General features: G+C 73.5%; 11 protein-coding genes. 5 read left to right on the top strand and 6 right to left on the bottom strand.

Annotated features, from left to right (window positions below; all coding sequences use genetic code 11):
- Window positions 1–126 precede the first annotated feature (126 nt).
- Both ACP6CK_RS13685 and ACP6CK_RS13680 read left to right on the top strand, forming a co-directional pair.
- A complete protein-coding gene (locus ACP6CK_RS13685) occupies window positions 127–2,931 on the top strand; it encodes a phosphoenolpyruvate carboxylase (RefSeq protein ID WP_426959572.1) in 2,805 nt (934 codons plus the stop codon).
- Between the two features lie 386 nt (window positions 2,932–3,317).
- Window positions 3,318–4,262 (top strand): hypothetical protein, encoded by a 945-nt coding sequence (locus ACP6CK_RS13680; protein ID WP_426959570.1) that lies wholly within the window; start codon window positions 3,318–3,320, stop codon window positions 4,260–4,262.
- A gap of 233 nt (window positions 4,263–4,495) precedes the next feature.
- Here the strand turns inward: ACP6CK_RS13680 and ACP6CK_RS13675 are convergent, their stop codons facing one another.
- The 3 genes from ACP6CK_RS13675 to ACP6CK_RS13665 all read right to left on the bottom strand — a co-directional run bounded on the left by ACP6CK_RS13675 (window position 4,496) and on the right by ACP6CK_RS13665 (window position 7,157).
- Entirely contained in the window at window positions 4,496–5,449 is a 954-nt protein-coding gene (locus tag ACP6CK_RS13675) for a L,D-transpeptidase family protein (RefSeq protein WP_426959569.1), read from the bottom strand.
- A 238-nt stretch (window positions 5,450–5,687) separates the two neighbouring features.
- The gene (locus ACP6CK_RS13670; protein ID WP_426959568.1) at window positions 5,688–5,954 is read right to left on the bottom strand and encodes a hypothetical protein; all 267 of its coding nucleotides are present in this window, start codon (window positions 5,952–5,954) and stop codon (window positions 5,688–5,690) included.
- 60 nt (window positions 5,955–6,014) lie between these two features.
- On the bottom strand, window positions 6,015–7,157 hold the full coding sequence (locus tag ACP6CK_RS13665) for a M20 family metallopeptidase (RefSeq protein ID WP_426959567.1): 1,143 nt from the start codon (window positions 7,155–7,157) through the stop codon (window positions 6,015–6,017).
- 229 nt (window positions 7,158–7,386) lie between these two features.
- Between ACP6CK_RS13665 and ACP6CK_RS13660 the strand changes: the two genes are divergently transcribed.
- From ACP6CK_RS13660 to ACP6CK_RS13650, 3 genes are all read left to right on the top strand, one after another.
- Window positions 7,387–7,629, top strand: coding sequence for a DUF6894 family protein (locus tag ACP6CK_RS13660; protein ID WP_426959566.1), 243 nt, complete (start codon window positions 7,387–7,389; stop codon window positions 7,627–7,629).
- 2 nt (window positions 7,630–7,631) lie between these two features.
- Entirely contained in the window at window positions 7,632–8,372 is a 741-nt protein-coding gene (locus ACP6CK_RS13655; RefSeq protein WP_426959565.1) for a Crp/Fnr family transcriptional regulator, read from the top strand.
- 149 nt (window positions 8,373–8,521) lie between these two features.
- Entirely contained in the window at window positions 8,522–9,505 is a 984-nt protein-coding gene (locus tag ACP6CK_RS13650; RefSeq protein ID WP_426959564.1) for a Bug family tripartite tricarboxylate transporter substrate binding protein, read from the top strand.
- 12 nt (window positions 9,506–9,517) lie between these two features.
- Here the strand turns inward: ACP6CK_RS13650 and ACP6CK_RS13645 are convergent, their stop codons facing one another.
- The 3 genes from ACP6CK_RS13645 to ACP6CK_RS13635 form a co-directional block, all read right to left on the bottom strand.
- Window positions 9,518–11,053 (bottom strand): ABC transporter substrate-binding protein, encoded by a 1,536-nt coding sequence (locus tag ACP6CK_RS13645; RefSeq protein ID WP_426959563.1) that lies wholly within the window; start codon window positions 11,051–11,053, stop codon window positions 9,518–9,520.
- Window positions 11,054–11,275: 222 nt separating this feature from the next.
- Entirely contained in the window at window positions 11,276–12,655 is a 1,380-nt protein-coding gene (locus tag ACP6CK_RS13640; protein WP_426959562.1) for an MmgE/PrpD family protein, read from the bottom strand.
- Complete coding sequence (locus ACP6CK_RS13635) at window positions 12,655–13,629, bottom strand: Bug family tripartite tricarboxylate transporter substrate binding protein (protein ID WP_426959561.1); 975 nt, start codon at window positions 13,627–13,629, stop codon at window positions 12,655–12,657. The genes ACP6CK_RS13640 and ACP6CK_RS13635 overlap by 1 nt, the downstream gene beginning before the upstream one ends.
- Window positions 13,630–13,642: the final 13 nt, after the last annotated feature.

The following is a 13,642-nucleotide window of genomic DNA, read 5'->3' as shown; positions in this document are numbered from 1 at the left end:
GGCGATGATTCTCCGCCGTCCGGCGCTGCCTCTCAAGGTCACGCAGCCGTGTGCGGGGCGTGGCACAGCCCGAAATTTGTAACCACCCGTCTTCCGGTGTCCTCTTCGCAGGCGCAGCATTCCGTGATGACCGAGATCCCCGAGGCCGACCTTCTGCAACGCGTGGCCGCCGCGCGCGCCGCGGCCAGGGCCGGGGACCCCTTCGTCAATCCGGTGTTGGCCGTCGCGCTGAGCCTCGGCCGCCAGCTGGACGAGGGCGCGCTGACCCTGCCTGAGGTCGTGGCGGCGCTGCGCGGCCTCGGCGCCGCAGCCTTTCGCCGCCGCGCGGCTCGGCTGGCGGCGGCGGTGGGGGGCACTGACCCGGCCTCGGCCGATTCCGCCCTGGCGGCCGTGGCGGCGCATGTCGCGGCGGCGGCGCAGGCGGGGGCGCCGAGCACGAGCTTCGATGCTTTCCGCGAGGCCTGCGACCGCCCGCGCGCGGCGGCGGTGTTCACCGCTCACCCGACCTTCTCCCTCTCGCCCGAGGCCTCGGCCACCCTGGCCAGCGCGGCCTGCGGCGGGGCGATCCACGCCACCCCGTCGCTCCGCCCCGTGCCGCCGACGCTGGAGGACGAGTTCAACCGCGCCGTGGAGGCGATCATCGCCGGCCGCGATGCGCTGGACCGCCTGGCCGCCGCGCTGCTGGCGGAGGGCCGCGCGGCGTGGCCGGAGCGCTGGACGACGCTCGACCCGCGACCGGTGCTGCTGGCCTCCTGGGTCGGCTACGACACGGATGGGCGCACCGACGTGGGCTGGCAGGACACGCTGCGGCTGCGGCTGCGGATGAAGGAGCTGCAGCTCTCCCGCGTCGCGGCGCAGCTCGGCGCGCTGCCGGGCTCCTGCACCTGGGCGCTGCGGGCGCGGGTGGCGGAGGCGCTGGGCGCGGTGCGCGCGCAGGTGGCCGCCTGCCCCGGTCCCGGCGCGGTGGACCCGCTGGCCGCGCAGGCCTTCGCCCGCGCGCTGGTCGGCCGGCGCGACGTGGCGATGACCGATCCGGAGCCGCTGCTGGAGATGTTCCCGGACGCCCTGGCCGGGGCGCCCGACGACCAGGTGCGGCTCGCGCTCTGCGCCGTGCGGGCGGGGCTGGTGGCGCATGGGCTGGCGCTGGCGCACACCCAGGTCCGGCTCAACGCGACGCAGCTCCACAACGCCGCGCGGCTGCGCTTCGCGTCCCTGGACGGGTCGCCGCCCAGCGCGCCCGCGCGCCGCCGCGCGCTCTTCGCCGCGATGGACGAGGCGCTGTCGCGCGCCACCGCCGAGCCGGTGGATACGGGGGCGCTGCTGTCCGAGCCCTCCTCCGCCGCGCGGCTGATGATGACCTGCGCGCAGATCGTGAAGCACGTGGATTCCTCCCAGCCCGTGCGCTTCCTGATCGCGGAGACCGAGAGCGGCTTCACGCTGCTCGCCGCCCTGCTGCTGGCGAAGCTCTCCGGCGTGGAGGGCCATGTCGAGATCAGCCCGCTCTTCGAGACGGCGGAGGCGCTGGAGCAGCGCGGCGCGCTGGTCGTGGAGGAGGCGCTGCGCTCCCCGCACTGGCGCGCCTATCTCCGCCGCGTCGGGCGGATGGCGCTGCAGTTCGGCTATTCCGACAGCGGCCGCTATGTCGGCCAGGTGCAGGCCAGTCACCTGATCGAGCGGCTGAAGCTGCGCGTCGCCGAGCTTCTCGCCCGCTACGAGATGACGGGGCTGGAGATCGTGCTCTTCGACACGCATGGCGAGGGGCTGGGCCGCGGCGGGCATCCGGACGGGCTGGCGGCGCGGCTGGCCTATCTCAACCCGCCGGCGGTGCGGTCCGCCTTCGCGAAGCGCGGCATCCACGTGCGGCGGGAATCCGCGTTCCAGGGCGGCGACGGCTACCTCACCTTCGGGACGCCGGCGCTGGCGCATGCGGCCATCGCGCGCATCGCGGAGGATGCCTTCCGCGATCCGAACGGCGGCGCCGCGTCGGACCCGGTCTACGCGGAGGGCGGCTTCGCGTCCGATCTCTTCGCGGGCGCGCGGGCCGCGATGAACGCGCTGGTGGGGGACCCGGGCTACGCCGCGCTCCTCGGCGCCTTCGGGCCGGCGCTGCTGGACCGCACGGGGTCGCGCCCTGTGGTGCGGCAATCCGACGGCAGCACGGGCAGCACCGTCCGCCATCCCCGCGACATGCGGGCCATCCCGAACAACGCGGTGCTGCAGCAGCTCGGCTTCCTGGCGAATGTCACGCACGGGCTGGGCGCGGCCTCGTCCCGCGAGCCGGAGGTGCTGGCCGAGCTGATGCGCGGCAGCCCGCGCTTCTCCAACGCCATGGCGTTCCCGCGCGCGGCGCTCGCGCTGTCCGATCCCGACGTGCTGCGGGGCTATGTGATGAGCCTCGATCCCGGCACCTGGCTCGATATCGCGACGCGCACCCACGCCACCGGCACCACGGGGCCCGCGGCGGTGGCGCGGGCGCTGGAGGAGCTGGGCCTGGGCGATCCGGCGCGCGCCGTCTTCCGCCGCCTGTTGGCCGACGACGCCGCGCTGCGCGACGCGTGGCCGGACGGGGCGCCGGAGATGCCGGATCACCTGTTCGCCGCGCACGCGCTGCGGCTGTGCCTGATGCACCGGGTCTGGCTGCTGGCCGTGGCCATCCCGGAGTTCTCGCCCCGGCACGGGGTGGCGCGGGAGGCGCTGGTGCAGCGGTTGCTGCGTCTGGACATCGCCCCGGCGGCCGACCTGCTGGGGGAGGTATTCCCCGCGGCCGCCCCCGCCGGCGCCGACCTGGACTTCGGGGAACCGCATGCCGAGCACCGCGCCACGGGGTATGGCCGGGAGCACGCCGGCATCGTCGCGCCGCTGCGGCTTCTGGCGAACGCGATCCGGGAGGCGAGTGCCGTCGTGTCGCTGGAGTGCGGGGCCTTTGGGTAGAGGCGAGAACGGCGAGAGAGCTCCCCGGTCACTCACCCGGCGCGGCGCGCGGGGTCCCTCTGCCAGGGTCCGGTGAGCGCGCCGTCGTGGCGCAGCCCGGTGAGGCGCTGCCGCCGATGCCGCGGGGCGTGAGGCCCCACCCTCCCGGCATCGGCGCTGGATCTCCGCCCTTGCATCCAGCCTGGCATGGCCGAAGGTTCCCATCGATTCCACGGGCATGCTGGCCGTGTGCGCGACGTCATGCTTCACGCTGTCCAGCGGCAGGCGGATCGTGGGGAGCCGGGAGGTCCGGCCGGGCTTCCTGACTATTCCTGGACATTCCAGCGTGCCCCGATCATTGATGGCGCGCGTCTCTTCCCATGAGAAGGCCGGATCGGATCACGCAAATGCTGGCCGTAAAGCTGCGCATGGCGGCGGAGGCGATCGGATGTGCGTCGCGCAAGGCGTTCTGCGCCCGCTTCCGTGAGGTCAATCCGGCGACCCAGTGCGATCTCGAGCGGCTGAACAAGTGGATGCAGGGCCGCTCCCTTCCGCGCGCGAGTTCGGTCTATGCCGATCTGGCTGCCGTGATCGGCAGCACGAAGCCCGGAAGCTGGATCGCCGGCTGCAGCGTCGAGGAGTTTGCGGCCGAGCTCGCCGCCTGCACCGGGGCGCAGGCTCCCGCCGTCCCGGACATCCCGGCCCGGCGGGCGGAGCCGAGGCCGACGGGCCTGTTCGGCGGGACAGCCGGCCTGGCCGGTGCCTTCGCCGCCTATTCCCTCGCCTGGTCGCCGCGGTACCGCGGGTCGCTGATCCGCGGCTCCCTACGGCTCCAGCCCGATGGCCGTGGCAGGCTGGTGGCCACCTATGCCGAGAACCTGCTCGGACGGCTCGTGCAGCTGGACGGCGAGATCCAGATCGGGCGCCTCTCGATGGATTTCACGCTGCGGGAGCCCGAAGGCGGAGCGCCGCTGTTCCTCACCCTGCACGTGCCCGCTCCGCCGGCGAGCATCCTCGTCGGCGTCATGTCGGGCGCGACCTTCATCTCGCATGAGGCGCTTCCCTCGGCAACGCGCATCGTCTTCATCCGGGTCCCGGACAGCGCCGCGCTCGACGCCACCAACCGCTACCTCGCCCCCGAGGAAGGGGCCATCGCCGCCGATCTCGTCGCGCTCGGGTTGGTGCTCGGCCAGCCCGAACGCATGGACGCCAGCATGCGGGCCATCCTCGGCCCCGTTCCGGCGCAGGTCAGCGCGCTGGAGCAGGCCGGCTTGGCCGACATCATGGACGAGGAGTACTTCAACGACGGGGCGGCCCATGACCTGCCGGCGCCGCCCGGCGCACCGCCGTGAGGGCGGCTCGGCGTGAAGCGGGGCAGGGGAGCGTCATATCCCGCCAGCGGTGAGGCCACATCCTGGGCACCACATCCGATGAGCAGGAAGGCGCTGCCGGCGCACGGTAGCCGCAGAGCCGATCGTGCCGCGATCAGGATACCGCGGCACGGATCAGCACCTGTCCGCGGCGGCCGATCCGGACGGTGGCGAGCCGCGTGGGTGTGGCGGGCGCCGAGTGTCCCGCCTTCTTCCTAGAGCGGGTTGTCCGCCGCCGGGCCCGGGCGCGCGGCCGCCTCGGCTTCGGCCGGTGTGCCGACCACCGGGCGGGACACGCGGCGGAAGCCCCCGCGCACGCCGAGCTGATCGTAGCCGTAGGGGTCGCCGAACACCGCGACCCGCCCGTTCGTCATCGGCCAGGCCGTCAGGTAGGAGAGGAAGACCGGCACCTCGGCCACGGGCAGCCGCTCCAGCGTGCGGCCGGTGGCGACCATGGCGTCCACCGCCGCCGGGGTGATGCCGAGCAGCCAGGCCGCGAGGTCGCGCACCCGCTCCACCCGGACGCAGCCGTGGGACAGGGTGCGGCCGGCGCTGGCGAAGAGGCGCGGGCTGTTCGTGCCGTGCAGGAAGATGCCGTCCGAATCCATCAGGCCGATCCGCAGCGGCCCGAGCGGGTTGGTCGGGCCGGGCGGCTGGATCAGGCGGCCGCCCACGACGCGGAAGCCCGTGATCCCGGAGGGACCCTTGGCGCGGAGCTCCGCCTCGATGCTGGTGGGCACGTACCACGGCGGGTTGGCGCGGACCGAGGTGACGAAGCTCGCGAGCTGCGGCGTGCGGGTGCGCGGGGTGCCGACGATGATGCGGGACCGCAGCGCCTCCCGACCGTCCTGGTAGGCGATCAGCTCCTGCGCGGCGATGTTCGCGACGATCACCCGGCCGGAGGAGAGGTCGAGGCCGTGGTCGTCCAGCCGCTCCAGCGTGCGGGTCACGGCCGCGCGGCCGCGGGCGTTCGCCGCGGGCATGGCGGCGGCGGCCTGCCGGAGCACGGCGCGCATGTCCGGCGGGGGCGGCACGACCGCGGGAACCGGCAGGGCGACCGGGGTGGGGGTGGGCTGCCAGGCCTGCGCCACCGCCCGCTCCGGCCGAAGCAGCGGGAGCAGGGGGGCGAGGAGGAGGCTACCGGAGAGGGCGCGGCGGGTGGGGGTCATGGCGTGATCGGACTGATACGGCGGCACGGTCGAAAAAAGCCACCTTCTTCTGCCGATCAAGGGGGCCGTCGCGCAAATCGGCGCCAGGTGTGTCCCGATCCCGCCTTCGTCATGGGCAGCTCGGCGCGCCGCGGGCCATGCCGCCCGCCCTGCGGCCGGGTGCGGCGGCCGGCGCAACCGCCGGTTGCCACGCTCCCCGAATCAGGCCGGCGCGGCGGACGGACGTCCTGAGCGCGCGTCACGGCTGCGGCGGGCGCTCGACGGCGCTCGGGGCCAGCCAAGCCACGGCGTGGATCGCGGCGGCCCAGGCGGATTCGCGGCTGGGGTGGATGACCGCCGAATGGTAGGCCACCGGCGTCCAGGCGCCGGCGTCCTCGACGTCCCGGCGGAACTCCTCGAAGCCCCAGCTTCCGTCGGTGCGCCGGAACAGGTCGACGCATCGGTCATGCTGGTCGTTCTCGACGCTCTCGAAGACGATCCATCCCGGGGCGATTCGCTTCGACATGACCTGCCAGCCCAGTTCCCGAGTTCGGGCCGTTGCGCGTCGCCCAACCCGTGGCCGGGCCTACAGTGTCTCCAGCAGCCCTGCGATCACCTGCCCGCGCGGGGCGAGGTCGCGCCAGAGGATGTGCTCGTAGGGCGCGTGGGCGCCGGCGCCGGTGCAGCCGAGCCCGTCCAGCGTCGGGACGCCGAGCGCCGCGGTGAAGTTGCCGTCGGAGCCGCCGCCGCGGTGCTGCTTCGGCAGGTCGTAGCCCGCCTCCTTCGCCAGGGCGCGGGCGCGCTCGTAGAGCGCCACGATCCCCGCATCCTCCGCGAAGGGCGGGCGGTTCATGCCGCCGGTGATCGTCACCTTGATGCCGTCCTCCTCCCGCGCGAGGGCGCGGATGGCGGCCTCCATCCGCTCCCCATCGGCGGCCGTGGCGACGCGGAGGTCGATCTCGCAGCCGGCCTCGGGCGGGATGACGTTGGGGCGGGTGCCGCCCCAGACGGGCGCGACGTTGGTGGTGGTGCCGCCGGCCAGGTCCACCATGGCGTGCACCTTCTGGATGAGGTCGGCCAGCGCGACGACCGCGCTGCGGCCCTCGGACCAGTTGCCGCCGGCATGGGCGGAGACGCCCTCGATGGTCACCACGAAGCGGCCGACGCCCTTGCGGGCGGTGACGCAGGCGCCCTGGGTGCCGCCGGCCGGCTCGGGGATGAGCACGGCGCGGGCGTGGCGCGCCTCCTCCTCGATGATGGCGCGGGAGGTGGGGGAGCCGACCTCCTCGTCCGGGGTGAGGATGAGGGTGATGGGGGAGTTCGTGCGGACGCCCTGGCGCAGGATCTCCCGCACCGCGTGGAAGGCGAGGAAGGAGCCGGCCTTCATGTCGTAGATGCCGGGGCCGTAGGCCTTGTCGCCCTCCACCTTCCACGGCATCGAGGTGTCGAGCGTCTTGTGGTCCCACACCGTGTCGAGATGGCCGGCGATGACGACGGGGCGGGCGTTGCCCGAGGCGAGGGACGGGGGCGTGCGGGCGATCAGGTTGTCGCCGTAGCCGTCCCGGCCGGGGATGCGGGTCACGATGGCGCCGGCCTCCCGCAGCCCGGCCTCGGCCTTGTCCATCAGCGCGTTGACGGCGGCGGGATCGGTGGTCGGCGTCTCCTGCAGGACCCAGCCGCGCAGCTCCTCCAACAGGGCTTCGCTGGTGCCGATCTTCGTCACGGGCATGCTGTCGTCCTTCCGGCCGGGGCGGGGTGGGCGGCTTGTGGCGCGGGGGCGGCGGACTGTCCACGGGCGGCCCGCCGGGCCTCCCCCGGGTTGGACGGTTCGCGGAGGAACGGGATAGAAGCGTTGGGTGATTCGGGGCTGCGGAATGCCGTGCCACCGGGGGCGGATGGAGGCTTCCGCAACCGGTGCTCCTCCCGCTCACCCTGCGCTGGAGAGGGAGGACGTCGCCTTGCCCCGGTACTTCTTCCACGTCCACGACGGTCAAGCCTCCCCCGACCTCGAGGGCACCGAGCTGCCGGACCTCGAGGCCGCCCGCCGGCAGGCGGTGGACACGGCCGGCCTGACGTTGCGGGAGAGCCAGGCGCGGCCGCGGGAAGGCCTGCCCTGGCGGATGGAGGTGGCCGACGGGAGCGGCGCCATCCTCTTTGTCCTGCACGTCTCGATCCAACCCCCGCCCCCGCGCGAAACCTGACGATGGCCTCGAACGACGACGTGGCGGACCCTGGCAGCCCCATGGTCCGGAAGCTCCGGTACCTTGCGCCGCTGACCGAGGCGGAGCTCGCCCTGCTCCAGCGCGCCTGCACCAACACGATCCGGATCGAGGCCGACCAGGACATCGTGCAGGAGGGTTCGCGGCCGAAGGAGTGCACCCTTCTCCTCGAGGGCTTCGCCTGCCGCTACCACCTGCTGCCGGACGGACGGCGGCAGATCCTGTCCTTCCAGTTCCCCGGCGACTTCATCGACAGCCACAGCCTCGTGCTGCCGGAGATGGACCACAGCCTGGCCGCGATCACGCCCTGCACGGTCTCGACCGTTCCGCACGCGGTGATGAACGAGATCACGGCGCATCACCCGCGCATCGCCCGGGCGCTGTGGAAGGAGACGATGATCGACGCCTCGGTGTTCCGGCAGCGGATCACCAGCCTTGGCCGACGGAACGCCTATCAGCGCGTCGCCCACCTGATGTGCGAGGTCTTCGTCCGCCTTCAGGCGGTGGGGCTGGCGCGGGGCATGGCGGTGGACTGGCCGATGACCCAGACGGAGATCAGCGACGCGCTCGGCCTTTCGGTGGTGCACGTGAACCGGACGCTCCAGGCGCTGCGCCGGGCCGGGCTGATCACCCTCATCGAGGCGCAGCTGATGATCCTGGACTGGGAGGGACTCGCCGAGGCCGGGGGGTTCGACGAGCGCTACCTGCACCTGCGCGGCAACTGACCCGGGGAGACTTCCCCCGGGCGGTCGGCGGCAACCAACGGTTCCGGGCGCGGCGCCGGCGGGCGTCCCGGCCCGGGTCCCATCCTTCGCTTGCGCCGCGGCCGCCGGAACGTGACCATTCCCGCAACAGAAATGGGGAGGTCGTCATCATGATCCGTCGTGCCGTTCTCGGCTGGGCCCTGGCGGCCGGCCTGGCCGCGCCCGCGCTGGCCTATCCCGACCGGACCATCACGCTCGTCACGGGCTTCGCGCCGGGCGGGTCCACCGACGTCACGGCGCGGCTGGTCGCGGACCGGCTGGGGCCGGCGCTCGGCAACGGGCGCGTGGTGGTGGAGAACCGGCCCGGCGCGGCGGGGATCGTGGCCAGCGACTGGCTGCGCCGCCAGGCGCCGGACGGGCACACGCTGATGCTGGTGGAAGCGTCGTCCCACGCGCTGGCGCCCAACGCGGTGCAGGGCGGGACGCGCTACGACGCGGTGGCGGATTTCACCCACATCGCCATCGTCGGAACGGGACCGATGATCCTGGTGGTGCCGCCGGGCTCGCCCGCGCGCACGCCGGCGGAGGCGGTCGCGCGGCTGCGGGAGGCCGCGCCGGAGACGATGCCCTTCGCCTCCTCCGGCGTCGCCTCCATGCCGCATCTCTCGGCCGAGATGTTCGCGACCCTCATCGGGCTCGGCGGCCGCCTGCCGCATGTGCCCTACCGATCCGGCGGGCTGATGGTGGAGAGCATCGCGCGGGGGGAGACGCAGTGGGGCGTGGCCGTGCTCGCCTCCGCCGCCGGTCAGGTGAATGACGGGCGGGTGCGCGGCGTGGCGGTGACAGGGCTGGAGCGGTTCCCGTCCTTTCCAAGCATCCCGACGCTGAACGAGACCGCGCTGCCGGGCTTCGACCTGGAGAACTGGTTCGCGATCATCGGCCCGCGCGGGCTGCCGCCGGAGATCACGGCGCAGCTCAACCGCGCCGCGCGCGCCGCGATCGCGGAGCCCGGGCTGCGCGAGAGGCTGCTGGTGGCGGGCGTCGCCCCCTGGACGCGGCCGAACGAGCCGGCCGACGCGGAGGCCTTCCTCCGCGCCGAGCTTGTCAAGTTCCGCGACGTCGTCGCCCGCACGGGCGTGCGGCTGGAGCCGTGAGGCCGTGCCGCCTCAGCGCGGCGCGATCTCCACGGCCAGCACCTCCTCATCCGCGCGGGCGCGGGCGGTCAGCCCGGCGGTCCCGGCGTTCACGGAGCGCAGCAGGCCGACGCCGATGATGAGGCTCTCATCCACCGTGTGCTGCACGAGGCCGCGGAGCAGGCGCGCGCGCTCCGCATCGTCCAGCGTCGCGCGGGCGCGCACGATGAGCGCGTCCGTCTCCGGCGCGCCGAGGCCGGTGAAGTTCAGCGTGCCGAGGCCGGGGACCGTGCCGACGGAGTGGAGCTGCGAGGAGAGGATGTAGGAGGTCTCCCCCGTCAGGGAGCCGAAGACGGAGAGGAAGACGCCGTAGTCCCGGCGATTACGGCGGGGGAGGAAGGTGGCCTGCGGCACCACCTCGACCGTGGTGCGGATGCCGATGCGGGTCCAGGCCGCGGCGACGGCCTGGCAGATGCGCGGCGTGCGGGCGGGGGAGCAGAAGAGGTTCAGCCCGAAGCCCTGGGGGAAGCCAGCGTCGTTCAGCAGGGCGCGGGCGGCATTCAGGTCCTGGGCGGGCACGGGCCGGTCCGGGATGGCGCCGAAGATGAAGGGCGGCACGGGCTGGTCGGTGGGATCGGCGTAGCCCTCCATGATCTGGCGGGCGATGCCGTCACGGTTCAGGGCGAGCGACATGGCGCGGCGCACGCGGACGTCGCGCATCGGGTTCTGCCCGCCCGCGTCCACGCCGGGCGCGCTCTGGCGCTCCACGTCGAGGTAGATGTTGGCGGCGTAGATGGAGGGACCGGCGAAGAGGGCGAAGCGGCGGTCGCCCTGGATGCGGGAGGTGTCCTGCAGCGGAACGTTGTTGATGAACTCCACGTCGCCCGCGAGCAGCGCCGCGACGCGGGCGGAATCGACGGGGATGGGGACGAGGCTCGCCGTCTCCCATGGCACGCGGCCGCCCCACCAGTTCTCGTTCCGGCGCATCACCAGCGGTGCGTTGGTGGACCAGCTCGTGACGCGGAAGGGGCCGGTGCCGATCGCGGCCTCCCCGGTGTTGAACTCGGGGTTGCCCTTTCCGGCGACGGAGCGGGGGACGATGAAGATCTGCGTCAGGTTCGTCGGCAGGATCGGCAGCGGCCCGCTGGTGCGGATGCGGAAGGTGAGGTCGTCCACCGGCTCCACGCCCGTCACGCCGGAGAGGTAGATCGTGTAGGGGTTCGGGTTGCCCGGCACGTTCGGCACGCGCTGGAAGGAGGCCGCGACATCGGCGGAGGTGAGCGGCGAACCGTCATGGAAACGCACGCCGGGGCGCAGCTTGAACTCCCAGGTGGTGTCATCCACCACGCGCCAGGATTCCGCCAGGCCGGGGCGGAGCTGCATCTGGTCGTCGCGCGCCACGAGCGTGTCGTAGATGTTCCGCAGGGCGCCCGTGTTCGCGAGATTCAGCAGCCAGTGCGGGTCCAGCGTGCTGGGCGGGGCCTGGATGCCGATGCGCAGGTTCTGGGCCATGGCCGGGCCGGCGAGGATCAGCGAGAGGCCGAGGGCGAGGCGCTTCGCGAGGCGCATGTGGTCTTCTCCTTGATACGTGCCGCGGCGACTCCGGGGAGAGAGAAGGAATTCTCCCTCTCCCCGGAGCCCTCACCCTCATCGTCTTTTATCAGGCTGCCGCGGAAGGCGGAGATGGGCGTGACCCCGTCTCCGCCTTCTGCGGCAGCCGGATAGAAAAAGATGAGTGGGGGTCCGGGGGAGAGAATTCCTTCTCTCCCCCGGAGTCACCGGCACGACAGCTTACGGTCCCCGATCCTGCGCGGGACGCGTGCAGAGGTCCAGCAGCGGATCGAGGGAGGGCTGCGTCTCCAGCGCCTCAACGAAGGCGATGATGCGGGCGGCCCGGTCCGCGCCCACCACCGGCTCGGCCAGGGCGCGGAACTTGGCGCGGAGCGTGTCGTCGTCCATCGGGCGGCTGTGATCGCCGAGCGGGACCTCTTCGACGGCTTCCAGCCGCTCGCCGTTCCGGAGCAGCACCTCCACCGCGCCGGGGCGGCCGGCGGGGAGGCGCCGGATGAAGTCCGGATCGGCGACGGGTTCCACAAGGGCGGTGAGGCGCATCACGTCGGGATCGCGGAAGCGGCCGGCCTCGAACTGGTGCTCGGTCAGCGCGCCGTCGAGGAGCGCCATGGCGATGCAGGAGGGAAGGCTGTGGTCGGCGGTCTCGCGGTCGGTGGGATGGAACTTCGCGGGGTCGGCGGCGCGCTTCAGGGTGTCCGGCAGGACGCGGGCGCGGATGGACGCCACCTCTTCCAGCCGGCCGCGCAGGGCGGGGTGCAGGCGGATGGCGGCGGCGACGGGGGCCTGGAGCGCGTATTGCACGGGGAAGCTCTTCAGGCTCACGCCCTCAATGCGCCAGCGGTCGAAGTCGAGGGCGAGGGAGTCCGGGTTCTCGTCGGGGCCGGCCGTCTTCCGGAAGAGCCATTCATAGGCTTCCAGCGGGCCGGTGAAGCCGGCGCCAGCCAGGCGTGCGGCGGTGATCGCCTCGGCGCCGTTCAGGGGATAGCCGATCGCCTTTCCCATGCTCAGCTTGCCGTGGGAGATCACGCCGAGCGTCAGGTGCCGCATGCCGCCGAGGACGCTGCCATGCGCCATCGCCGCCGCGGACTGGCCCCAGGCCTTGCCGGCGACGAGCGGCACGACGAAGCCGGCGGCGCTGACGTGGTGGAAGCCGCGGTCCTGGAAGGAGAAGGCGTCGCAGAGGCGGATCTGCACCTCGAAGCCCGCGACCACCGCCTCGATCAGGGTGCGGCCATTGCCGCCAGCCTCCTCCACGCAGGCGAGGGCGGCGGGGATGTTCTCGGAGGGGTGGCAGATGTCGCGGGACCAGTAGACGTCCATGAAGTCGAGGTAGCGGACGAGGGCGCCGTTCACGCCCGCCGCGCCCTCCGCCGTGGTGCGCCGCCCCGTGACGAGGCAGCGGGCGCCGGGGGGGGCCGGGGGCGGGAGGATCGCCTCCAGCATCCGCACGGGCGGCGCGTCCGCGGCGCCGAGGGCGCAGCCGAGCGTATCGAGGATCAGGCGCTTGGCCGCGTGCACCGTGCGGTCCGGCAACCGGTCGAGCGAGATGGCCGCGACGAATTCCGCGGCGCGGCGGGAGAGGGGCGGGGCGGGCGACATCAGAAGGTGATCCCGGTTCGCTCCACGATGTCGCGGACGAGGGCGCGCTCCCGCAGCAGGCGCTGGCCAAATTCGGCGCGGCTCTCCGTGCCGGGCTCGCCGCCCATGCGGCGGAAGGCGTCCTGCACGGCGGGATCGTCCACGGCGGCGCGGAAGGCGCGGTCCAGCGCCTCCAGGATCGGTTCCGGCGTGCCGGCGCGGGCGAAGGCGGCGTTCCAGCTCGTCAGGTCGAAGCCGGGGAAGCCGGCGGAGGCGATGGTCGGGATGCCGGGGAGCAGGGGGCTGGGACGCTCGCTCGTCTGGCCGAGGGCGCGGGCGCGGCCGGTCTGCACGACCACGTCCAGCGAGTTGGGGGTGATGATCGCGGCTTCCAGGTTGCCGGCCGCGAGGTCGCGCGCGGCGTCGGCGCCGCCGCGATAGGCGACGTGCTCCATGGTGATCCCGGCGCGGCTGCCGAGCAGCGCGCCCGCGAGGTGCCCGATGCTGCCCACCCCCGGCGTGCCGAAGCCGATGGACTTGCCGGTCTTCCCGTGCGCGACCAGCCCCGCGAGGTCCTGCCCGGGGAAGGACGCGGTGACGCCGAGGACGTAGGGCTGCGACACCGCGAGGCCGAGCGGGACGAAGTCCTTCTCGTAGTCGAAGGGCAGGTTGCGGACAGCGAAGGGCACGATGAGGAAGGAGGGGGCGTCGAAGAGGAGGGTGTGGCCGTCCGCCGGGGCACCGGCGACGATCCCCGCGCCGATGGAACCGCCGGCGCCGGTGCGGTTCTCGACCACCACGGAGGCGCCGCCGAGCGCCGCCCCTATGCGCGGCGCGATGAGCCGCGCGACGGTGTCGGACTGGCCGCCCGGCGCGTAGGGCAGGATGATGCGGATCGGCCGGTCGGGGAAGCGCGTGCCCTGGGCGCGGGCGCCCCGTCCCAGTATGGCGGGCGCGGCCAGCGCGCCGAGCAGCAGGGTGCGGCGGGTCGTCATTCCGGTCGTGTCC

It is taken from the genome of Muricoccus radiodurans, from assembly GCF_050154705.1.
Classification (GTDB): Bacteria; Pseudomonadota; Alphaproteobacteria; order Acetobacterales; family Acetobacteraceae; genus Roseomonas; species Roseomonas radiodurans.
The sequence above is the reverse complement of the archived record's forward strand: the minus strand, read 5'-3'. Positions and strand labels throughout refer to the sequence as shown.

Bases quoted from the DNA above. Each gene is read 5' to 3' on its own strand.
- ACP6CK_RS13645 (WP_426959563.1), bottom strand. From the start codon at position 11,053: ATGCGCCTCGCGAAGCGCCTCGCCCTCGGCCTCTCGCTGATCCTCGCC.
- ACP6CK_RS13635 (WP_426959561.1), bottom strand. From the start codon at position 13,629: ATGACGACCCGCCGCACCCTGCTGCTCGGCGCGCTGGCCGCGCCCGCC.
- ACP6CK_RS13685 (WP_426959572.1), top strand. From the start codon at position 127: ATGACCGAGATCCCCGAGGCCGACCTTCTGCAACGCGTGGCCGCCGCG.
- ACP6CK_RS13655 (WP_426959565.1), top strand. From the start codon at position 7,632: ATGGCCTCGAACGACGACGTGGCGGACCCTGGCAGCCCCATGGTCCGG.
- ACP6CK_RS13670 (WP_426959568.1), bottom strand. From the start codon at position 5,954: ATGTCGAAGCGAATCGCCCCGGGATGGATCGTCTTCGAGAGCGTCGAG.
- ACP6CK_RS13665 (WP_426959567.1), bottom strand. From the start codon at position 7,157: ATGCCCGTGACGAAGATCGGCACCAGCGAAGCCCTGTTGGAGGAGCTG.
- ACP6CK_RS13640 (WP_426959562.1), bottom strand. From the start codon at position 12,655: ATGTCGCCCGCCCCGCCCCTCTCCCGCCGCGCCGCGGAATTCGTCGCG.
- ACP6CK_RS13675 (WP_426959569.1), bottom strand. From the start codon at position 5,449: ATGACCCCCACCCGCCGCGCCCTCTCCGGTAGCCTCCTCCTCGCCCCC.
- ACP6CK_RS13650 (WP_426959564.1), top strand. From the start codon at position 8,522: ATGATCCGTCGTGCCGTTCTCGGCTGGGCCCTGGCGGCCGGCCTGGCC.
- ACP6CK_RS13680 (WP_426959570.1), top strand. From the start codon at position 3,318: ATGCTGGCCGTAAAGCTGCGCATGGCGGCGGAGGCGATCGGATGTGCG.